Origin of the sequence: Paenibacillus sp. OV219, from assembly GCF_900110075.1 — a bacterium.
In the GTDB taxonomy this organism is placed as follows: Bacteria; Bacillota; Bacilli; order Paenibacillales; family Paenibacillaceae; genus Paenibacillus_Z.
Genome location: NZ_FOCJ01000001.1, coordinates 288206 through 310602 on the forward strand (window position 1 = coordinate 288206; position 22397 = coordinate 310602).

At 51.4% G+C, this 22397-nt stretch carries 18 protein-coding genes; 17 read left to right on the top strand and 1 reads right to left on the bottom strand.

The genetic code is table 11. The features are described 5' to 3' along the window. Positions 1-107: 107 nt before the first annotated feature. The 9 genes from BMY11_RS01180 (at position 108) to BMY11_RS01220 (ending at position 10262) form a co-directional block, all read left to right on the top strand. Positions 108-2177 carry a bifunctional aldolase/short-chain dehydrogenase gene (locus BMY11_RS01180; RefSeq protein ID WP_090572646.1) on the top strand — a complete coding sequence of 690 codons (2070 nt, stop codon included), beginning with the start codon at positions 108-110 and terminating at the stop codon, positions 2175-2177. A 20-nt stretch (positions 2178-2197) separates the two neighbouring features. Then, positions 2198-2572, top strand: a complete 375-nt coding sequence (locus tag BMY11_RS01185; protein ID WP_090572647.1) for a sensory rhodopsin transducer — start codon at positions 2198-2200, stop codon at positions 2570-2572. Positions 2573-2592: 20 nt separating this feature from the next. After that, positions 2593-3873 (top strand): L-rhamnose isomerase, encoded by a 1281-nt coding sequence (gene rhaA, locus BMY11_RS01190; RefSeq protein WP_090572648.1) that lies wholly within the window; start codon positions 2593-2595, stop codon positions 3871-3873. 3 nt (positions 3874-3876) lie between these two features. Beyond that, positions 3877-5349 (top strand): rhamnulokinase, encoded by a 1473-nt coding sequence (rhaB, locus tag BMY11_RS01195; protein WP_090573476.1) that lies wholly within the window; start codon positions 3877-3879, stop codon positions 5347-5349. Positions 5350-5376: 27 nt separating this feature from the next. Beyond that, complete coding sequence (locus BMY11_RS01200) at positions 5377-6144, top strand: DeoR/GlpR family DNA-binding transcription regulator (RefSeq protein ID WP_090572649.1); 768 nt, start codon at positions 5377-5379, stop codon at positions 6142-6144. Between the two features lie 186 nt (positions 6145-6330). Then, entirely contained in the window at positions 6331-7059 is a 729-nt protein-coding gene (locus BMY11_RS01205; RefSeq protein WP_090572650.1) for a (Fe-S)-binding protein, read from the top strand. Beyond that, positions 7056-8597, top strand: coding sequence for a LutB/LldF family L-lactate oxidation iron-sulfur protein (locus BMY11_RS01210; protein ID WP_090572651.1), 1542 nt, complete (start codon positions 7056-7058; stop codon positions 8595-8597). Before BMY11_RS01205 ends, BMY11_RS01210 begins: the two co-directional genes overlap by 4 nt. After that, on the top strand, positions 8590-9321 hold the full coding sequence (locus BMY11_RS01215; RefSeq protein WP_090572652.1) for a LutC/YkgG family protein: 732 nt from the start codon (positions 8590-8592) through the stop codon (positions 9319-9321). The genes BMY11_RS01210 and BMY11_RS01215 overlap by 8 nt, the downstream gene beginning before the upstream one ends. A gap of 233 nt (positions 9322-9554) precedes the next feature. Beyond that, entirely contained in the window at positions 9555-10262 is a 708-nt protein-coding gene (locus tag BMY11_RS01220; RefSeq protein ID WP_090572653.1) for a FadR/GntR family transcriptional regulator, read from the top strand. A gap of 149 nt (positions 10263-10411) precedes the next feature. Here the strand turns inward: BMY11_RS01220 and BMY11_RS01225 are convergent, their stop codons facing one another. Next, entirely contained in the window at positions 10412-10687 is a 276-nt protein-coding gene (locus tag BMY11_RS01225) for a DUF2277 domain-containing protein (RefSeq protein WP_090572654.1), read from the bottom strand. A 295-nt stretch (positions 10688-10982) separates the two neighbouring features. Between BMY11_RS01225 and BMY11_RS01230 the strand changes: the two genes are divergently transcribed. The 8 genes from BMY11_RS01230 (at position 10983) to BMY11_RS01265 (ending at position 22051) form a co-directional block, all read left to right on the top strand. Next, positions 10983-11648: a hypothetical protein gene (locus BMY11_RS01230; RefSeq protein WP_090572655.1), complete on the top strand. Its 666-nt coding sequence runs from the start codon at positions 10983-10985 to the stop codon at positions 11646-11648. Positions 11649-12387: 739 nt separating this feature from the next. Next, a complete protein-coding gene (gene cls / locus BMY11_RS01235; protein ID WP_090572656.1) occupies positions 12388-13836 on the top strand; it encodes a cardiolipin synthase in 1449 nt (482 codons plus the stop codon). A 26-nt stretch (positions 13837-13862) separates the two neighbouring features. Beyond that, positions 13863-14567: a GTP pyrophosphokinase gene (locus tag BMY11_RS01240; protein ID WP_256217257.1), complete on the top strand. Its 705-nt coding sequence runs from the start codon at positions 13863-13865 to the stop codon at positions 14565-14567. A gap of 282 nt (positions 14568-14849) precedes the next feature. Continuing rightward, complete coding sequence (locus tag BMY11_RS01245) at positions 14850-16640, top strand: sensor histidine kinase (protein ID WP_371262746.1); 1791 nt, start codon at positions 14850-14852, stop codon at positions 16638-16640. Beyond that, positions 16633-18189, top strand: coding sequence for a response regulator transcription factor (locus tag BMY11_RS01250; protein ID WP_177182450.1), 1557 nt, complete (start codon positions 16633-16635; stop codon positions 18187-18189). Before BMY11_RS01245 ends, BMY11_RS01250 begins: the two co-directional genes overlap by 8 nt. Before the next feature lie 125 nt (positions 18190-18314). Continuing rightward, complete coding sequence (locus tag BMY11_RS01255; RefSeq protein WP_090572659.1) at positions 18315-19280, top strand: ABC transporter permease; 966 nt, start codon at positions 18315-18317, stop codon at positions 19278-19280. Positions 19281-19291: 11 nt separating this feature from the next. Further along, positions 19292-20197: a carbohydrate ABC transporter permease gene (locus BMY11_RS01260; RefSeq protein ID WP_090572660.1), complete on the top strand. Its 906-nt coding sequence runs from the start codon at positions 19292-19294 to the stop codon at positions 20195-20197. 87 nt (positions 20198-20284) lie between these two features. Beyond that, a complete protein-coding gene (locus tag BMY11_RS01265; RefSeq protein ID WP_256217258.1) occupies positions 20285-22051 on the top strand; it encodes an ABC transporter substrate-binding protein in 1767 nt (588 codons plus the stop codon). Positions 22052-22397: the final 346 nt, after the last annotated feature.

Consider the following 22397-nt stretch of genomic DNA (forward strand, 5'->3'; position numbering starts at 1 on the left):
AGCATTGAATCTGTATTTGTTTTGTTTGAATTTCTGTATTCAAAAATAAACAAACATGTTAAACTACATTCAACAAGCAATTATCAAACTTATTCGGAGGTAAACAGATGGTACAATCGTTGTGGGATCATGCAAAAGCAGCTGAGCTGCAGGAGGGACTTGCGCAGCTCGTCTACCGTTCAAATATTATCGGGACAGATCGTAGCGTTTGCAATTGGGGCGGCGGCAATACTTCGAGCAAAACGACAGTGACCGATTTCCGCGGTCGTATTGTAGAAGTGATGTACGTGAAGGGCAGCGGCTCAGACCTTGCGACGATGAAAGCAGGTAACTTCACAGGTCTTCGCATGGATGACATTCGCCCGCTGTTCGAGCGCGATGAAATGTCCGATGAGGAAATGGTCGGCTACCTCGCTAACTGCATGATCGACAGCAAGCATCCTCGCGCGTCAATTGAGACGCTATTGCATGCTTTTCTCCCGTTCAAGCACGTTGACCATACGCATCCGGATTCCATCATAAGCCTATGCTGCGCGGATAACGGCAAACAGCTGGCGGAAGAGATTTTCGGCGACCGTTTCGTTTGGGTTCCATATGTACGTCCTGGCTTTACACTCTCCAAGATGATCGCGCAAGGCGTTCTCTCGAATCCGAAGGCAGAGCTTGTCCTGATGGAGAAGCACGGTCTAGTTACATGGGGCGAGACAAGCGAAGAGGCTTATGCGCAAACGATCAAGATCATCACTGAAGCAGAGAGCTTCATCGAAACGCGTGTTAATCAAGAGAAGCTGTTCGGCGGTGTGAAGCATGATGCGCTCCCGACAGATGTTCGTAGAAGCATCGCAGCAGCCGTTATGCCAACGATCCGCGGTGCGGTAAGCGATGTGAAGAAAATGCTCCTGACGTTCGACGATGCGGATGATGTGCTTGCTTTTGTAGGCGGCGCGAGCTCCCCTGAGCTGTCCCAAGTCGGCGCAGCGTGCCCAGACCATCTCGTTCATACGAAGGTCGTTCCGCTCTTCATCGACTGGACGCCGAACGTGGATGATATCGAAGGACTTCAAGCGATTCTGAAAGAAAGCATCGGAGCGTATAAAAAACAATACCAAGAATACTTCGAGCGCAACAAGAACGAAGGCGACGTGATGTTCGAGGCGGCGCCGCGCGTTATCTTAATCCCAGGTATCGGCATGATCAATACAGGTAAGAGCTGGTCGAACTCCAAAGTAAGCGGCGCTCTCTACCATCGTGCAATTGCGGTCATGCGCGGCGCTACAGCGCTTGGCGAATTCGTATCACTCTCCGAGAACGAATCGTACAACGTCGAGTACTGGCCGCTTGAGCTGTATAAATTGTCACTTGCTCCTGCTGAAGCTGAGTTCTCCCGCAAAGTCGCGTTCATCACTGGTGGCGCTGGCGGCATCGGGAGCGAGACGGCACGCAGACTCGTGACTGAAGGCGCGCATGTTGTGTTAGCCGACCTAAATTTGGAAGGTGCAGAACGCGTCGCTAGCGAAATTAATGAGAAGTACGGCGAAGGCCGAGCAATTGCGGTTAAGATGGACGTAACAAGCGAAGAAGCGGTTATCGGTGCAATAAACGAGACAGCGCTCGCTTATGGCGGACTTGATATTGTCGTGAACAACGCGGGTCTTGCAACGTCGAGTCCTTTCGACCAAACATCGCTCAAAGAATGGAACCTCAACATGAGCGTGCTTGGCACAGGCTACTTCCTCGTTGCCCGCGAAGCGTTCAAGATGATGAAGCAGCAAGCAATCGGCGGCAACATGGTCTTCATCGGCTCCAAGAACTCGATCTATGCAGGCAAGAGTGCATCGGCGTACAGTGCAGCGAAAGCGTTGGAAGCTCACTTGGCACGCTGTATTGCGACAGAAGGCGGCGAGTTCGGTATTCGTGTTAATACGATCCTTCCAGATGCCATTCTGCAAGGCTCGACGATTTGGAACGGCAGCTGGCGTAACGAGCGGGCAGCCGCTTACGGCATTGAGCCGGATCAGCTGGAAGAGTATTACCGTAAACGGACGACGCTGCTTGTTAACATCTACCCGCGCGATATCGCAGAAGGCGTTGCGTTCTTCGCATCGTCCAAAGCGGACAAAACGACGGGCTGTATGCTCACAATTGACGGCGGCGTACCGGCAGCATTCACACGATAAGAGAGAGGATGGTGCGGAAGATGTTTGAAGCAAGAGGCGAGAAGCATTGGATTATACCAGACGGCTACATTCCGCCGACTAGCGCAGCAGGTGCTTATGAAAGTCATGAGTCGGTATGTGTGCTCAACTGCTCCTCCGAGGAGGCGCAAATTACGCTTACGATCTTCTTCGAGGATCGTGAGCCGCTCGAGAACATTCGCGTCACTGTACCAGGCAGAAGAACGAAGCATATCCGCACGTCCACCCTTGAGGCAGAAGGAACGAAGATTCCGCTCGGCGTTCCTTATGCCATTGAGGTGCTAAGCAGCATTCCAATCATTGTCCAGTACAGCCGTTTGGATGCTACGCAAGCCGAGAACGCCCTTATGTCAGTCATCGCTCATCCTATAAAATAGTTCAAAGGAGCATGTGTGAGATGGAGCAAAAAATTGTAGCGAATTATGAAGCAGCTAAGGAGCTGTATGCCCGCCATGGTATCGACGTTGACGCGGTGCTTACGAAGCTGGCAGAAGTAAAAATTTCGATGCACTGCTGGCAAGGCGACGACGTTCGCGGCTTTTTGAATAAAGATCAAGCGCTTACCGGAGGCATCTCCGTAACAGGCAACTACCCAGGGGCGGCAAGCACGCCAGAGGAGCTCCGCTCGGATCTTGAGAAAGCGTACTCCCTTATTCCGGGCAAACATAAGTTGAACCTGCATGCCATCTATGCCGATACGGACGAGAAGGTTGAGCTGGACAAAATCGAACCGAAGCATTTTCAGAAGTGGGTAGATTGGGCGAAAGCGCAAGGTCTCGGTCTTGACTTCAACCCGACCTGCTTCTCGCATGAGAAGTCGAAGGACGGCTTCACGCTGAGCCATCCGGACCCGGCGATTCGCGAGTTCTGGATCGATCACTGCAAGGCGTCCCGCCGTATCGGCGCGTACTTCGGCGAGCAGCTTGGACAAACTTGCGTGACGAACGTATGGATTCCAGACGGCTTCAAAGATGTGCCAGCAGACCGACTTGCACCGCGCAAACGGTTGAAGGATGCACTCGATCAAGTGTTCGAGGAAGAACTCAATCCGGCGCATAACCTCGATGCAGTCGAGAGCAAGCTGTTCGGACTTGGCTCCGAAGCTTATGTTGTCGGCTCCCACGAGTTCTACATGGGCTACGGCATTCAGAACAATAAGCTAGTCTGCCTAGATGCAGGCCACTTCCATCCAACGGAAGTCATCTCGAATAAGCTCTCCGCGATTTCGCTCTTCATCGACGGCATTCTGCTGCATGTCAGCCGCCCTATGCGCTGGGACAGCGACCATGTCGTGACGATGGACGACGAGCTTATCGACATCGGACGCGAGCTTGTCCGCGGCGACCTGCTCGGCATTACGCACATCGGACTGGACTTCTTCGATGCCAGCATCAACCGTGTTGCTGCATGGGTCATCGGTACGCGCAACACGATCAAAGCGCTTATGCGCGCAATGCTCGATCCGATTGAGGCGCTGCGCCAAGCGGAGCTTGAAGGCGACTACACAACTCGCCTTGCACTGACTGAAGAGTTCAAGTCGTATCCATTCGGAGCGGTATGGGATTACTACTGCGCGAAGAATGGCGTTCCGGTACGTGAAGAATGGCTTGCTGAAGTGAAGTCCTATGAGAATGACGTGCTTCTGAAGCGCGGTCAAGTGCAAATAGGAGCGAACTAAATGATGCCGAGCATATTAGCTTATGATCTCGGGGCTAGCAGTGGTCGTGCATTGCTTGGCCGACTAAATAACCGCAAGATTGAGGTCGAAGAGCTGCACCGTTTCAGCAATGACCCTGTTGGGGTTGGCGATCGGCTGCAGTGGGATATATTGCGCTTGTTCCATGAAATTAAGCAGGGACTGCTGAAGGCGAAGCATGCCGGCGAGACGCCGGCAAGTCTCGCAATCGATTCGTGGGCGGTTGACTTCGGCTTGATCGGTAGAAGCGGGGAGCTGCTTGGCAATCCGTATCATTATCGGGACCATCATACGGACGGTGTAATGGAACGGACGATGGAGCGGTTGACGGCGAGCAAGATTTTCGGAAGGACGGGCATTCAGTTTCTGCCCTTCAATACGATCTACCAGCTTGCAGCGCTGAAGGAAGCGGACTCGCCGTTTCTGCAAGGGGCGGAGCGGTTTCTGATGATTCCAGATTTGCTTCGTTATTTCTTGACCGGCGAGATGCACAATGAGTTCACGAATGCGACGACAACACAGCTGTATAATCCGCTCGAAGGGCGTTGGGATACTGAGCTGCTAGCGGATATCGGCATTTCATCATCGTTATTCGGTGATGTGGTCCAGCCGGGGACAAGCGTTGGTTCGCTGCGGGCTTCCGTATGCGAGGAGCTTGGTATCGCATCTGTGCCGGTGCTCGCGACAGCAGAGCATGATACAGGCTCGGCGGTAGCTGCCGTTCCGGCGTTGGAGCGGGATTTTGCCTATTTGAGCTGTGGCACTTGGTCCTTGATGGGCACTGAAATGGATCGTCCAATCATTAATGAGCTGGCGCAGGAGCTGAACTTCACGAATGAAGGCGGCGTGAACGGTACCTACCGGCTGCTCAAGAACATTATGGGGCTCTGGATTCTTCAAGAATGCCGCCGTGCTTGGGAGCGGGCAGGTCAATGGTACAGCTTCCCGGAGCTGGTGAGCATGGCGGAGAAGGCTAACGCGTTCAAGTCGCTCATTGATCCGGACGCTCCAATGTTCATCCACCCGGGTGATATGCCTTCACGTGTTCGCCAGTTCTGTGTGGCAAGTGGTCAGCCTGTTCCTGAATCACCAGGCGAAATCGTCCGCTGCATCCTGGAGAGCCTTGCGCTCAAATACCGTTATGTGCTTGAATTAACAGAGCGGTTATCGGGCAAGTCGTTCAGCGGTCTGCATATGGTTGGCGGCGGCATTCAAAACGTGCTGCTGTGCCAGTGGTCGGCGAATGCGATCGGCAAGCCAGTCTGGGCAGGGCCAGTTGAAGGCAGCGCACTGGGCAATCTTGTTGTCCAATGGATTGCACAGGGCGAGCTGTCTGATATTTGGGAAGCGCGGCAGGTCATTCGGGATTCGTTCCCGGTCACCGTGTATGAACCGAATGATAAGGCTCGGTGGGAAGAGGCATATGGGAAGTTCTGCGGACTGGCAGGACTTGCATAGATTATGGATTGAAAGTAGAGGATGACAATGCTAGTTGCAGAGCGCTATGAGAAGATCGCCCGACTTGTCAATGAACGCGGAAGCATACGTGTAACGGAGCTGAGCGAGCTGTGCCAAGTGACGGAGGAGACAATCCGCCGTGATTTGGATAAGCTTGAGCAGGCTGGCCGCTTGCGCCGTTCCCACGGGGGAGCGGTCAGTGTGAAGGATCAGCCAATGCAGCCGGAAATTCCGTATGCGGAGCGGGAAATTACACATGCCGAAGAGAAGCGGCGCATCGCGCAGGAAGCGGTAAAGCTGATCAAGCCGAAGGATCGGATTCTGCTCGATGCGAGCACGACGGCTTGGTATATGGCTTCGATTTTGCCGGATTTTCCGCTGACGGTGTTGACCAACTCCATTAAAGTGGCTACGGAGCTGAGCAATAAGGAGAAGATTGAGGTCATCTCGACCGGCGGCCTGCTCGCGCAGAGTTCGCTTTCCTTCGTTGGCCCGCTCGCGGAGCGTTCGCTTGACCTGTATCATGTCGACAAAGTGTTCTTCTCCTGCAAAGGCGTCCATCTGGACCGCGGCATTAGTGAGTCCAATGAGCTGCAAGCGCGCATCAAGCAGAAAATGATCGGCATGGCCGACAGTGTCATCCTGCTCGCCGACGCCAGCAAATTCGGCATCCAGGCGTTCACGCATGTGGCCGAGCTAAGCGAGATCGGCACGATCATCACCGATCGGCGTATCCCGCAGGAGACGCTGCAGGCGCTGTCCGAGCAGATGTCGATTGAGGTGTCTACGGTTTAAAGAAGAATGTATCAGTGAAAGAGGTCGCACAATCGTGCGGCTTTTTTTATTTTATAAACTTGTTATGCTTGTTATCGATCTGAAGTCGTAGTCGTAAAAAAGAGGTCAATTCCCCATTGTCAACATGTCTGACAACCTGATAAAATGATAACTATAAAACGAGTTCAAGCGAGGTGCTCTGTGGGCATGAAAGTGTCTTTATTTATTACTTGTCTAAGTGATGCCTTATATCCGCGAGTCGGTGAAGCGATGGTACGGCTATTGGCTAGGTACGGCGTGCAGGTTGAGTTTCCGAAGGTTCAAACCTGCTGCGGGCAGCCGGCTTTCAACAGCGGCTATTGGAAGGAAGCAAGGGAGACAGCGAATACGATTCTGGAAGCGTTTGAGGATTGCGACTTTGTCATTTCCCCATCGGGTTCTTGCACGGGCATGATTCATCATTATCCAAAGCTGTTTGAGCACGATCCGGTTATGCTCGAGAAGGCGATCAAGCTGCAGCAGAAGTCTTACGAATTCTCGCAATTCCTTGTGCAGGTGCTCGGGGTAACGGACGTTGGCGCTGCGTTCCCGCATAAGGTGACGTACCATCCATCCTGCCACGGCAGCCGTCTGCTTGGCGTGAAGGAGGAACCGCTTCTGTTGATGGAGCAGGTGAAGGGGATGGAGCTTGTGCCGCTTCCTTTTGCCGATGACTGTTGTGGGTTCGGGGGGACGTTTGCGGTGAAAATGTCCGAAATTTCCGGAGCCATGGTAACGGAGAAAGCCGACCATGTTCTGGAGACAGAGGCAGAGGTGTTAGTGGGTCTCGACTTGGCGTGCCTTATGAACATTGCGGGCAACCTGCGTTACCGCGATAAACCTGTGCGGGTTATGCATCTGGCAGAGCTGCTATATGAGGGAGTGAAGGGCGCATGAGCGGAGGAGCGAAGGCGAACTTAGGAACGGTGAAGGAACGGGCGGATTTGGCGCTCAACAATGATTTTCTGCGCAAAGCGGTGAAATTCACGACGGAGCGGCTGCGTTCAGGCAAGGAGAAGGCGGCATCAGATCATGGCAATTGGGACGATTGGCGTGAGCGTGGGCGCCAAATTCGGCTGCATACGATTGCTCATCTGGATTACTATTTGAATGTATTTGTGGAAAATGCTCGGGCAAACGGTGTCCATGTTCATTTTGCGGAGACGGATGTTGAGGCAGTGGAGATTTCGCTCGCTATTGCGAAGCAGGTCGAGGCGCGCACGGTCGTTAAATCGAAGTCGATGGTTACGGAGGAGCTGCATCTCAACCACGCGCTAGATTCCATCGGCGTCGAAGCGATTGAGACAGACCTCGGCGAATATATTATTCAATTGGCAGGCGAGACGCCGTCGCATATTATTATTCCGGCCATTCATAAGAACCGCTATCAAATTGCAGAGCTGCTGTCTGCCGATGCAGGCGAAACGCTCGCGCCGGATACGCAGATCCTTGCTGGATTCGTACGTCGCAAGCTGCGCGAGAAGTTCCTGGAAGCGGATATCGGCATGACGGGGTGCAACTTTGCGATTGCAGAGACGGGTTCGATGGTGCTGTTCGAGAACGAAGGCAATGCCCGCATGGTCACGACGGTGCCGAAGACACAAATTACGCTGATGGGGATGGAGCGGATCATTCCTTCTTTCGAAGATTTGGAGGTCATGGCAACGCTGCTTCCGCGTTCTGCGACAGGGCAGAAGCTGACGGTTTATATGTCCGGTATTAGCGGGCCAAGGCGCACGGTGGATGCGGATGGACCAGATGAGATGCACATTATTATCGTGGATAACGGGCGCTCGCTGCAGCTTGGCGATCCAGAGTTCCAGGAGCTATTGAACTGCATTCGCTGCGGAGCGTGTCTGAACGCTTGCCCAGTGTACCGTCATATCGGCGGTCATGCATATGGCGGCACGTACAGCGGTCCGATCGGCGCAGTGCTTACGCCAGCTTTGAAGAAAAATGTAGCTGAATGGGATGATATTGCCAATGCATCAAGTCTGTGCGGAGCTTGTTATGAGGCATGTCCGGTGAAGATTCCGCTGCATGAGATGCTCGTTTATCTGCGTCGGCGGAAGCTGGAGGCGGGGCGCGGCGATAAGCTGGAAGCGCTCGGGATGAAAGGATTCGCGGCGGTGATGAAGAACTCGAAGCGTTTTGGCGCGGTGCTGAAGATCGGCAAACTGGGGCAGAAGCTTGTTGTGAGGGACGGCGGAATCCGCACAAAGCTCGGTCCTTTGAAGGGCTGGAATTCGTATCGGGTAACACCGAGCTTGCCTAGCGAATCGTTCCGGGAGAAATGGTCGACGATGGAGCAGGAGATTCGCCATGGTCTTACGGAGATCGATCCGGCGATGAAGAATCGCATGGAAGCTATCGTACGTGAGCGGGAGTCTGGCGGCAGCGGTAATGGAAACGGGGGGCACGGGCATCATGGCTAATAAGGAAGCGCATCAGCAGTGGCTTGCGGAGCAGACGGCAAAGTCGAAGGAGAAGCAGGTCAGCTTCATTAACGGGATTTCAAGCAAGCTTGGGCGTGCGAGATCGGTGGGAGCACCGGCGCATCCTTTTCGCGGGGCGCCCGAGTTCTGGCGGGAGTTCGAATGGCCGGTTGATGAACGGGCAGAGAAGTTTATGGAGAACTTCCGCGCGGTCGGCGGGCACTCGCTGCGTCTTGGCAGCATGGTGGAAGCGAAGCAGTTCGTGGTGGATAAGGCTGCGGAACTGAGCGCCAAATATATCATTCGGCAAAATCAACCCGAGCTCGCGGAGATGGACCTCGAGTCTGCGCTTCCAGAGGCGAAAGTGTCGGTGTGGAACAGCGATCCAGAGGAGCAATGGAAGGCGCGTGCGGCGGAGGCGGACTTCGGCGTCGTCGTTGTCGATTACGCTGCGGCTTACACGGGGTCGATGACCGTGTTATCATCGAAGGATAAAGGCCGTTCGGTCAGCTTGCTGCCGACGGTGCTCATAGCGATTATTCCAATTGAACGGCTGCGTACACGGCTGGGAGAAGTGTTGGTGGAATTTGACCAGGCTGGGCGCGAGCAGCTGCCTGCTGGTATTCATTTTATATCGGGACCGAGCCGTTCGGCCGATATTGAGAACGATCTGACAATCGGCGTGCACGGGCCGGGCGTTGTGTATGCGATTATTGTGGGGTGAAGAGCTAAGCTTTGGGAGGAGCTGACCCTCGAGTGCTTAGAACCCTTCCGCACCCCGCAGGTCCAAGCGCGCGGTGCGGATGCATACGGCGGTCAACCAACACACAAATCGGCACACGTGCCCCACTCTGGCGTACATTGCCCTCATCCGGCACATGTGGCCCACTCGGATGTGCACATTACCCCTTTTCCGCGCGGCACGGCACGAGAAGGTTACAGAAGGGATATTATACGATGGAAATCACGAAGCTATCGAAACGGAATCATTACGAAGAGATTGCGGAGCAGATCAAGCGGCTCATCGTGGATGGCAAGCTGAAGGTCGGCGACAAGCTGCCTTCGACGAAGGAGATGAGCGAGCAATTCGGTGTCGGTCGTTCGACGATGCGCGAGGCGTTGAGCGCTTTGAAGGCGATGGGTTACATTGAGATTCGTCAGGGCGGAGGCTGCACGGTCATTAACAGCGCGCCTGTGGAAGTGGAGCTGCCTGAGCTTGTATCGCTGCGGATGAATCGCGAAACGTTACTAGAGCTGCTTGAGGCGAGGCAATCGTTGGAGGTTTCGAATGCTTCAATCGCAGCGGTGAAAGCGTCGGAAGCGGATATTGCCGCGCTGCGGTCCATCGTCACAGAGATGGAAGCGTCAACCGGCGACGATGCGGAAGGAGAGCGGACCGACCTGCTCTTCCATAAGACGCTCGCTGAGGCGACACAAAATTCGATCATGCTGCGGCTGTTCGAATCAATCGTGAGCCAGCTCGAGCTCGCAATCCGCGAAATTCGCCGCGTTGAGATTTATGCGAACCGCTCCGTGGCGGAGCGGCTATATCGCGAGCATCTCGCCATCTTCGAGGCGATCGAGCAACGTGACGCCGCCCTCGCCGGTGAGCGGATGAAGGTGCATCTCGAGCACGTGGTGAGCAATTTGCTTAAGGTGTTGTAGGTGGTGGCGAGGTGGGGGACGAAAGGCGTCATGCCTTTGAGGTGTAGCGCGGTAACACGCGCCTCGCGTCAATTGGCGCGCCCCACGTCGCAACTAATAGAGGCTGCTCGTCGTTTCGGCAATTCTGCCGGCGATGAGCAGCCTCTTTTCTATAGCTTCGGTCCGAAGCGCTTAATGTTTCTCGCACGGGCACGGACGATCTCGACCTCGCGATTGCGCGGCTCGGCGTTCGTCACAAGGGAGTCGAGCAGTGTTTTGGCGACGGCGGTCACGTCTTCAATAGCTGCATGGAAAGCTGCTTCGTTCGCCTTCGAAGGCGTATTGAAGCCGGACAGCTTGCGCACGAATTGCAGCGCAGCAGCGTGAACCTCCTCAACCGTAGCAGGCGGGTCGAAATTATACAACGTCTTAATATTACGGCACATACGGAACAATCCCCTTTGTAAAATGAATTTGATTTTATCTTACTATATGGGTGGGGGACAAACCATATAGGAAGAGATAACAAACTGCGGTTCACATCCTCCGTCTCCTCACAAATACCCCCGGTACCTCTTTGCATCTGCTTCAAACTAACTAATACTAGCTCGTTCGCCGAATCTTCGGTTATAATAGACGCAGTATTGTGTTATACCAACTAACTAATTAGTCCTGAAGCACAGGCTGTTTGTCCGGATCATCCGGGCAGGCAGCCTTATTTTATTTTCTGGGGGTATGAAGATGGATAATGGGTTTGAGCTTGCATATGAACAGATGATGGAATCCGCTGCGAAAAGCAGCAGCGAAGAACGCAAACGACGACTAACGGAACACGATCAAGCAGAGAAACACTTCCTCAAGAATGTCTGGTGGCCAGCCGTGGGGAGCTTAGATTTCTTACATCCTGAGTACGAGTTGGAGGATTTGAAAGGCGGGGCACGGTTTGCTGATTTTGCATATTTGCCCCCACTGCCATATCGGCTGCTGATCGAAATCGATGGCTACGGCCCTCACTGGCGCGATGTCAGCAGGTGGCGCTTCGCGGATGACCTCCAGCGCCAAAATCATCTCCTCATCGACGGATGGCATCTCCTCCGCTTCGCTTACGACGAAGTTTCAGAGAAGCCTCGCCGTTGTCAGCAGACGCTGCTCATGGCGCTCGCCAAATGGGGCGGCATCACGCGTGGTATTGAAACTAACCTAGATGTCTACGAGCGTGCAATTCTGCACCTGATGCAGCAGCATTGGGGAGAGATTACGCCGACTGCTGCAGCGGAGAAGCTTGGGATTACAAGAAAGACAGCAGCTCTGAAACTGCAACTACTTAGCTCGAAGAGGATATTGCAAACGAAGAAGTCTGTCACAGGTAGAGCTATGAGGTACTCTCTCGTGTTGAATAATATGTAAATAAAGCTAACGGCACTGATGGAAAGAGAAGTAGCAGGTATCCTACGTTGGAGGAAATACGGCAAAATTAGTGAAAGAAGGGTAGCAGATACCCTACATTAGTGGAAATGCATCGAAATTAGTGAAAGAAGGGTAGCGGATACCCTACATTGGAGGAAATGCAACGAAATTAGTGAAAGAAGGGTAGCGGATACCCTACATTGGCGGAAATGCAGCGAAATTAGTGAAGGAAGGGTAGCGGATACCCTACATTGGAGGAAATGCAGCGAAATTAGTGAAAGAAGGGTAGCAGATACCCTACATTGGAGGAAATACGGCAAAATAAGTGAAAGAAGGGTAGTAGGTACCTTACATTGTGGAAATACGGCGAAATTAGTGAATAAGGGTAGCAGATACCCTACATTGGAGGAAATGCATCGAAATTAGTGAAAGAAGTGTAGCGGATACCCTACATTGGAGGAAATGCATAGAAATTAGTGAAAGAAGGGTAGCGGATACCCTACATTGGAGGAAATGCAGCGAAATTAGTGAAGGAAGGGTAGCGGATACCCTACATTGGAGGAAATGCATCGAAATTAGTGAAAGAAGGGTATCACATACCCTACATTGGAGGAGAAAGCGAGAAATCAGCTAAAGAGAGTACTCCATTGTACCTACAAACTTCCCCCAACTTTGAACCCCATCCCCCAAATGGTTTATACTGGAGTGGCACGCACCATTGGCGTCATGGGGGAGCAGTATGGCTATTTATCAGAACTTTATTACGATATTGACGATTGTGAATATACCGCTGGCGATTGTGGTCATGTTTATGGAGCGGCGGAATGTCGGGGTCACCTGGGCGTGGCTAATGGTACTCTTGTTTCTGCCGGTGGTGGGGTTCGTCGTGTATCTGGTGTTCGGTCAGAACCTGAGCAAGAAGAAGCTGTACAAGCTGAACAAGCGCACACGCGAGACGATGGCATCGCTCATCGAGAACCAGCGGCGCGAGTTCCGCGACCATCGCGTTGTATTCCATGACGAAGCCGCAGCTAATCACGCGGACCTGATCTACATGAACCTCACCAGTGGCTTCGCGTTGTATACGCAGAACAACAAGGTGGATATCTTCACCGACGGCAATGCCAAATTCGACTCGCTCTTCGACGATATCGAACGCGCGACCAATCATATCCATCTGATGTATTACATCGTGTCGAACGACTCGCTCGGAAACAAGCTGTTAGACGCGCTTACCAGCAAAGCCAAACAAGGCGTCAAGGTGCGCTTCCTCGTCGACGATATCGGAAGCTCGCATCTTCCGCGTCATTTCTTCCGCCGCTTAAAGGACGCGGGAGGAGAGGTCGCCTACTTCTTCCCGTCGAAGATTCCGTATCTTAACATTCGCGTGAATTACCGCAACCATCGGAAGCTTGTGATCATCGACGGCCAGATTGGCTACATCGGCGGCATCAATGTTGGCGATGAGTATCTAGGCCTTAACTCGCGATACGGCTTCTGGCGCGATTCGCATCTTCGCATTACCGGCTATGCGGTGTCCCAGATGCAGGCGCATTTCATGATGGATTGGAATCTTGCATCTGTAGATCAAATCGGCAGAGATGTGCTCGCGTTGTTCCCGCCCGCAGGCGATACTGGCAAGGCAGGCGTGCAGATCGTCTCCAGCGGACCCAATCAACCGCTCGAACAGATCAAGAACGCCTATATTAAAATGATCAATTCCGCGAAGGAAACGATCTACATCCAAACGCCTTATTTTATCCCGGATGAAAGCTTGCTGACCGCCTTGAAGATGGCTGTACTGTCTGGCAAAGACGTCCGCATCATGCTTCCGAGCAAGCCCGACCACAAAATGGTTTATCTCGCGTCCTACTCCTATCTCGGCGAGCTGTTGGAAGAGGGCATGAAATGCTACCTTTATGAGAAAGGCTTCCTCCACGCCAAAATGATCGTCGTCGACGGTCAGGTCGCTTCCGTCGGCACGGCCAATGTCGACATCCGCAGCTTCAAGCTGAATTTTGAAGTGAATGCGATTCTGTACGATACGGAAACCGCAGGCAAGCTGCAACGTATATTCGAAGATGACATGCAAGTGAGCCGAGAGCTCACCTACGAAGCCTATCAGCAGCGGTCGACATATCAGCGATTCAAGGAATCCTGCGTACGGCTGCTCTCACCAATACTATAAGTTAAATCAGGCAGGAGTGAACGATTATGATGGACAAACAAATGGTGATGGAATGGGCCAAAATGTTAATGAGCTACAAATTTGCGCTCGATGAGATTAATACGAAGCTGACGATTCTGAACGAAGAGCTGCAGTTTGTACATAATTATAATCCGATCGAGCATGTGAAAACACGGATTAAGTCGCCGGAGAGCATTGTGGAGAAACTGCAGCGCAAAGGGGTAGACGTCTCCAAAGAAAATGCGGCTCGCCATATTCGCGATATCGCCGGTGTGCGTGTCATATGCTCATTCACAACAGACGTATACCGTGTATACGACATGATTCAAAGACAGAGCGACGTTAAGGTCATCGAGGTGAAGGACTACATCACGGATCCGAAGCCGAATGGCTATCAGAGCCTGCATATGATTATCGAGATTCCCATCTTCCTCTCCGAAGGAATCGAGCATGTTAGTGTGGAAATCCAGCTCCGTACGATCGCGATGGATTTCTGGGCGAGCCTTGAGCACAAGATCTATTATCAGTTCCATGACGATATGCCGGAATCTATCCGTGAGCAGCTGAAAGAAACAGCGGATATGATCGGCGTGCTAGACCGCCGCATGCTAGGATTGAAGGAAGAAGTGCAGCGCTTCACGGAGCAAGTCGAAGCGAAGCAAGCCTCGTCGCTTGCGATGGGACCTCCGTCCCTGCCTCCCGCACCGCTACCCGCTCCTAGTCTGAAATAACGCCATAAATACAACGATTATATAGTGTGATAAATTCAAAAGCCGCACCAGTCTAGGCAGAACGAGGAGTTCAAATCTTCGTTTCCGCGACTGATGCGGCTTTTTACTGGTTTGTAAAATCACTAATTTTGACATGAAATTTCTTGAAATTACCGCATGTTCAGTATAGACTCATTGAATTACAATGAAGCGTAGGCGTCTGAAGCACTGGAATTGAAAACGCTTCCAATATTTGGTCGAAATATCGCTTCATTTCAATATTGAGGAAGGGAACGTGAGGTCTTGTTCCAATTTGTAATTCGCTTCATGAATGATTTGAAGCTTCGTACGAAGCTCATTCTGTCCTGTATCGTCGTCGTGTTCGTCCCGGTCATGATTGTCGGTGTTTTCTTGACTAGCGAGCTGCGGCATATGGCGCTTCAGAACGCACAAGAGCAGACCGTGACGAATGTGGACCGAGTGAAAAAGCGTACAAGTGAGGTCATCAACGTTTCAACAGATATTGCATACCGGATGACATTTGATACGAGGCTCGAAGGACTTGCCAATAATCAATATGAAACCGTTTACGATGTTGTCAAAGCGTACAGAGATTATCCGGATATTAAGGATTACATAAGACTGTACAAAGAGATTGTGAACATTCGTCTCTATGTTCACAATAAGACGCTGCTTAACAACTGGGAGCTCATCCAGCCTACTGCAGCCATTACCCAATCGAGCTGGTACCAGAAGGCACTGACGAGCAGCGGGTTGATCGGTTGGTATTATATTGATGATGAGCGGGATAATCACAACTATTTGAGCCTCGTACGCAAAATAGATTTCATTAATCGCCATACGAGTGGCGTGCTCGTCATCAATGTGAATGGTCGCATGCTGGATTCGATTCTCGGTCAAGAGTCGTTTGATACGATGCTCGTCGACAATGAGAATCATATCGTGTCCGCGAATCGTCCCGGACGAGTCGGGAAGACGCTCGCCGACATTAATTTCGATCCGCAAGTCATTAACAAGCAATTCGGCAGCTACCAAGCGATTGTGGGTGGACGCTCATCGCAAATTCAGATCGAGCCGCTCTTCCCGACATCAAGCTTGAACGGACTTCGGATTATATCGGTATTCTCGATTGAGAGCATCGTGAAGGACGCGAATCAGATCATTATACTCGCGCTCACCGTTATTTCGATCAGCCTCGTAATAGCCATCGGACTCATCTATGGCTTTGCGACGATGCTTTCCAAGCGTATGTTCCGACTCAGCAAGTATATCTCGAAGGTTGCCACAGGCAATCTGGACGTCGTGCTCGAAATTGACGGTAAGGATGAGATCGGGCAGCTGTCCAGGCAGTTTAATGCGATGGTAGCCAGCATTAATGAGCTTATCGTCGAAGTGCAGGAGTCGCATGAGCAGAACGCGCAGATTCAGTCGAAGCAGAATGAAATCAAGTTCAAGATGATGGCTAGCCAGATTAACCCGCACTTCCTGTTTAACGCACTGGAGTCGATTCGGATGAAAGCGCATCTGAAGGGCGAGAAGGAAATTTCCAATGTCGTCAGGCTGCTAGGCAAAATGATGCGTAAAAACCTCGAGGCAGGCAATCGCACCGTTATTCTTCGCCAAGAGATCGAGATGGTCCGCTGTTATCTGGACATCCAGAAATTTCGCTACGAAGATCGGCTGCGCTACGAGCTTCGGATTGATGAAGCTGCTGAACAGGTGCCGATACTGCCGCTCATCATTCAACCGCTTGTCGAGAATGCCGTTATCCACGGGCTTGAGAACCGGGAGGAAGGCGGTATCGTCCGCATCATCGCGGAGCTGGTAGACGGCACACTTCATGTCGAAGTTATTGATAACGGTGAAGGCATGACTCGGGAGAGGCTGAAGGCGTTGAATCAGACTTTTGACGATCAAGATGACGGTGAAGGGAACCGAATTGGACTTCGCAATGTGCATATGCGGCTGAAGTTGTTGTATGGCAATGAATCCGGTCTCGTTATTTGGAGTGAGCCGGGTATTGGAACACGAGTGCAATTTACCATTCCGAAGGGAGAGCATGCTCATGTATAAGGTACTCATTACGGATGATGAACCGATGATTCGCGAAGGCCTGCGCACGCTAATTGATTGGGAGGAGCTTGGCTTTCAGGTGGTGGATACAGCTGCGAATGGCAAGGAAGCTCTCAAGAAGTATGAGCGATATTCGCCGCACTTAATGATCGTGGACATTCGTATGCCTGGCATGAGCGGCCTCGAAGTCATCGAGCAGTTAAGACAGACCGACCCGTCCATCCACGTACTCATTCTTAGTGGCTATGCCGACTTCGACTATGCGAAGAAAGCAATTGCACTGAGTATTGACGGCTATCTGCTGAAGCCGATCGATGAGGATGAGCTGATCGAGTATTTGCATAAATTAAAGACTACCTTGGAGCGGGAGACGGACTTGCAGCAACGGCAGAACGACCGAGTGGAATGGGATATGGAGCGCGCAATACAAACGATATTGACGAGTACGGAGGAGCAGCTCCCACTGCAGGACTATGAGCTGGCGGAGGCGGGTCTGCTGTGGGATGGCTATAACGTTGCGCTCATTAGGCTGCAGCACGAAGGGAAGGAAGCGGAGCCAAGCGTCCGAGCTGCGTTTAAGAAGCGGCTCTGCCAATCGTTCGATGAGAAGGGCAGAGGGACGATCTTTATAAGTGGGCTGCATATCGGTCTGCTTGTGAAGGAAAATTTGCAATTCGAGCAGGTTCGTAAATCGGTATTCAAAGAAATTGACGCGCTGGCGGCTGAGCTGCAGCTGGAAGCGATCGTGACCGCAGGTGAGTGGGTGAAGCAGTTCTCGGACATTAATCGTTCCTATGAAGGAGCACTGAAGCTTCTAAGTCAGAGATTCTTCTATGAGGGCAATCAGCTTATTACGCAGGCAACAGCACCAATCTGTAAAATGGATGCAAGTGAGTCTACCCGTGTGGATCAAGAGGACTGCGCGGAAATCATTGATAAATTATACTTTGCACTTGATATCGGCAATGAGGCAGCAATTGACCAGCTTGTAACAGGCACAGGCCATCTCTTCATCACGCGCGGCTGTTCGGAGCAAGTAATCAAGTCGTTGTTCGTGCAGATTCTGACAGGCGTATTAGGCAAAATGTCGCAGCATGACGCAGATGTGTACGCAAGAAGCGGCCAGCTCTCGGTTGCGATTATGGAGGTCTATCAGCTCACTCGCTATTCTGCATTAGAGCAGCATGTCATCCAGCTGCTGAGAGGGCTCAGAGCTTCTGCCTCGCAAGGAGACAGCGCTGACAAGCTGATGCGCAAGATGATTGATCTCATTCAGCGCAACTACGATGAGAACTTAAAGCTGGAATCGCTCGCCGAGGTGTTCAACTATAACAGCGCTTATCTTGGGAAGCTGTTTAAGAACACGACGGGCGAATATTTCAACACTTATCTCGACAAGGTGAGGATTGAGAAGGCGAAGGAGTTTCTAGCGCAAGGAATGAAGGTGTATCAAGTGGCGGAGAAGGTCGGCTACGCCAATGTGGACTATTTTCATGCGAAATTCCGCAAATATGTAGGAAGCTCACCGTCTGGTTTTCGGAAAAAGTAATATTGTCGCTGTATTCGGTCACCGCATAATGTTCAATTTTCACATGATTTTGGTTTGAATTGTGATGGTATTGAAAACGCTTTATTTCCTTTATCATGGGTACATACAGCAAGGAGGTAGTACGAATGAAAGCGGTAACAGCGGAAGCGGGAAAGATAGAACGACCTGCAAAGAAGAAGGCGTCGCGATTTTTTAGCACGATGCTACAGCAGCGGTACTTGTACTTAATGAGCATACCTTTTATCGCATGGGTGTTCGTGTTCAGCTACTTGCCGCTATGGGGCTGGACGATGGCCTTCCAGAAGTTTAAGCCAGCCAAATCGTTTTTCGAACAAGATTGGGTAGGGTTTGATTATTTCAAAGAATTGTTCCATGATGATTCGTTCTTCCAAGCGCTGCGCAACACGCTTGCGATGAGCGTAATGGGACTGATCGCCGGCTTCACGATTCCGATCATCCTCGCCATTCTTCTTAATGAAGTCAGGCAGCAAATGTTCAAACGCGTTGTCCAAACGATCTCTTATCTGCCACACTTTGTATCCTGGGTTGTAGCAGCAGGCATCATTTCGAAGATGCTGTCCACCGATAACGGCGTTGTGAACGAGGTGCTCGTCGGATTACATCTGATACACGAACCGATTCAGTTCTTGGCGAAGGGTAATCTGTTCTGGTCGATTGTAACGGCATCCGATGTTTGGAAGGAAACCGGCTGGAACACGATCATCTATCTAGCAGCAATTGCAGGCATCGGCCCTGAATTGTACGAAGCGGCCCGCGTCGACGGTGCAAGCCGACTGCAGCAAGTATGGCACATTACTTTGCCGGGTATTCGCTCCACCATTATCATTCTCATCATTATCTCGATCGGCCACTTGATCAGCATCGGCTTCGAGAAGCAGTTCCTGCTTGGCAACAATCTCGTGCGGGATTACTCACAGACTCTTGACTTGTATGCGCTTAACTACGGTCTAGGCATGGGACGATATTCCTTCGGTACGGCGATCAATATATTCAACTCCGTTGTCAGTGTAATATTGCTCTTCACCGCTAACGGCATATTCAAGAAAATCACGAAAGAAAGCATCATTTAGGAGGCGACAAGGTGGCTACGAAGAGAATAACAAGAGGCACGCCTTGGTCGGACCGCGTCTTTGATATCGTTGTGTACGTAACCATTGCGATAGTAACAATCGTTACACTCTATCCGTTCCTGAACGTGCTCGCGATCTCTCTGAACGATTCGACGGATAGTGTAAAAGGCGGCATCACGATCTTCCCAAGACAGTTCACATTGAAAAATTATGATACGATCTTCGCTTTCTCCGGCCTGCTCCAAGGGCTCAAAATATCTGTTCTGCGTACAGTCATTGGTACTGTGCTTGGATTAATCAGCTCGTCGATGCTTGCTTTTACACTAAGCAGAGTGGACTTCCAAGGACGCAAATTCGTCTCGACCTTCCTGGCTCTGACGATGTATGTATCCGGCGGCTTGATTCCGTTCTACATCCTGATTAAGGATCTGCACATGATGGGCACGTTCGCCGTCTATGTTCTTCCAGGCCTTGTCAGCGCGTTTAACGTGTTCATCATCCGCTCCTTCATCGACGGTATCCCGTATGCACTGCAAGAATCAGCCAAGCTCGATGGCGCCAACGATTTCACAATTTACTGGCGTGTCATTCTGCCGCTAACGAAGCCGGCGCTTGCGACGATCGCACTCTTCCTGGCGGTCGGGCAGTGGAACTCCTGGTTCGATACGTTCCTCTATAACGCATCGAATGATAACCTGACGACGCTGCAATATGAGCTGATGAAGGTCATTCAAAGCACGCAGACGAACGTCGATAACTTCCGCGGTCGCAACATGGTCGAGGTGATGGCGTCGATTTCGCCTGAATCGGTTAAGATGGCGGTTACCATTATCGTTACGGTTCCGATTCTCATGGTGTACCCGTTCCTGCAGCGTTATTTTGTAAAAGGGATGACGCTTGGTGCAGTGAAGAGCTAATCTGCTAGAGCTTCAACTATTCACGGTGTTCGCAGGGCAACCTGTTTATACAATATTCATTCATACATAATTAGGAGGGTTTGCAACATGCAAAGAAAGAAAACAACGGCTTCGGTTCTGATGTCGGTTACATTGCTTGCAGGTCTGCTCGCAGGATGCGGCAGCAACAACGATACTTCGAACAGTGAAGCAAACAAAGGCAACAATTCGGCAACTGCGAATTCGGGCGATACAAATGCAACGAATGATGCAAATGCAAACAAGGACGCAGCAGCAGCGGAAGATACTTCTCCAATCTCGTTCTCGTTCTTTGCAGAAGACCCGAATCCGAACTGGAATAACATGCAAGACGATGTAAGTAAAGAACTGACGAAGAAGACAGGCGTTTCGCTGGACGCAGAATTCGCAGTAGGCGACCCTGCCCAGAAGGTTGCTCTCATGGCAACAAGCGGCGAGTATCCGGACCTGATTTCCGCGAAAGGCGATATCGGCAAGCTTGTTGATGCAGGCGCAGTTATCGACTTGACTGACCTGATTAACAAATATGCACCGAATATTAAGCGCGTACTTGGCGACAACCTTGCTCGTGGTAAATATACGAATGCAGATCAATCCATCTATGCGATCCCAACTTGGGCAGCAGTAAACGAGCAGCGCTTCGTAGCTGGCGGCGGCTTCGAGCTTCAGCACCGTGTCGTGAAGGAAGCGGGCTACCCTGAAATCCGTTCGGTTCAAGATTATGAAGGCGTAATCAAATCGTATCTCGAGAAGCATCCAACGGATGAGAACGGCAACAAAAACATCGGCGTATCGTTGAACGCAGATGACTGGCATATGTACATCTCCGTTACGAACCCTGCGGTTTCGACTACAGGCGGCTCTGATGACGGCGAATATTTCGTCAATCAAGACACGAATGAAGCCATCTACCACTTCCGTCGTCCGGAAGAGAAAGAATACTTCCGTTGGTTGAACCATATGAACGATATCGGTCTTCTTGACAAAGAAAGCTTCGTTCAAAAGTATGACCAATACAAATCGAAAGTCGCAACAGGCCGCGTGCTTGGTCTGATCGACCAAGACTGGGATTACAACGATGCACAGCAAGCTCTGAAAACAGCTGGCAAGTTCGATCAAACGTATGGTCACTACCCAGTAACAATGTCCAAAGACATCAAGCAAGCTGATTTCTGGCCAACAGGCTTCATGGGCGGCTATGGTATCTCCATCTCCAGCACATGTAAAGATCCGGTTCGTGCGATCAAGTTCTTGGATTACCTTGCTTCCGATGAGTTCCAAGTCCTCAACAACTGGGGTATTGAAGGCAAGCACTACAAGATCGAGGATGGCAAGCGCGTAGTACCGAAAGAAGTTCAAGACCGTATCAACAACGATAACACTGCATTCACGAAAGAATCCGGTATCGGCTTCTACTGGAACATGATGGTTCACTACGGCGACGGTGCGAAGGATGAGTCCGGCAACTACTACACGAAGAACTTCCCTGAGCAGCTCGTAAACGGCTACAGCGATACAGAGAAAGAAACATTGGCGGCTTACAAAGCGACAATTTGGAAAGATCTGTTCCCGAAAGAAGATGAGTTCAAAATCAAGGCATACGGCGCAGCATGGAACATCCAAATTCCAGGCGAAGACGAAGTATCTATCCTTGGTACGAAGATGAAAGACATCACATGGAAACGCATCCCGCAAGCGATCCTGGCGAAACCAGCTGACTTCGATAAAATTTGGGATGACTACATGGCTGATCTTGATAAAGCAGGCGTGAAGAAAATGGAGGCAGGATACACGAAGTACGTTCAAGATCGTGTAGCCCTCTGGACTTCGAAATAATAGGGAAAAGCGGTGCAGAGAAATCTGCATCGCTTTTTTTGTTTGGTTACCGCCGCTGCTGCTGCAAGCGCTGCCGCAAGCGCAAGCGCAAGCGCAACCGCAACCGTCACCGCAACCGCCGCAACCGCAAGCGCTAACGAATCGTAATGACGTTATTCGCTTGATTTTGGCATGTGAAAAGATTTAACGAACCCAGTAATCGCTAATTGCCACTTTCACGCTCGAAATTCGCTCTTTTGCGCTTAATAACGGTTGTGGAGTTCGTTAGAATCTGAGAAGCGGCTATTTGGGTCGAATAGCGACTGTGGAGTTCGTTAGAGGGCTGACTGGATAAACCGGGTCGCTG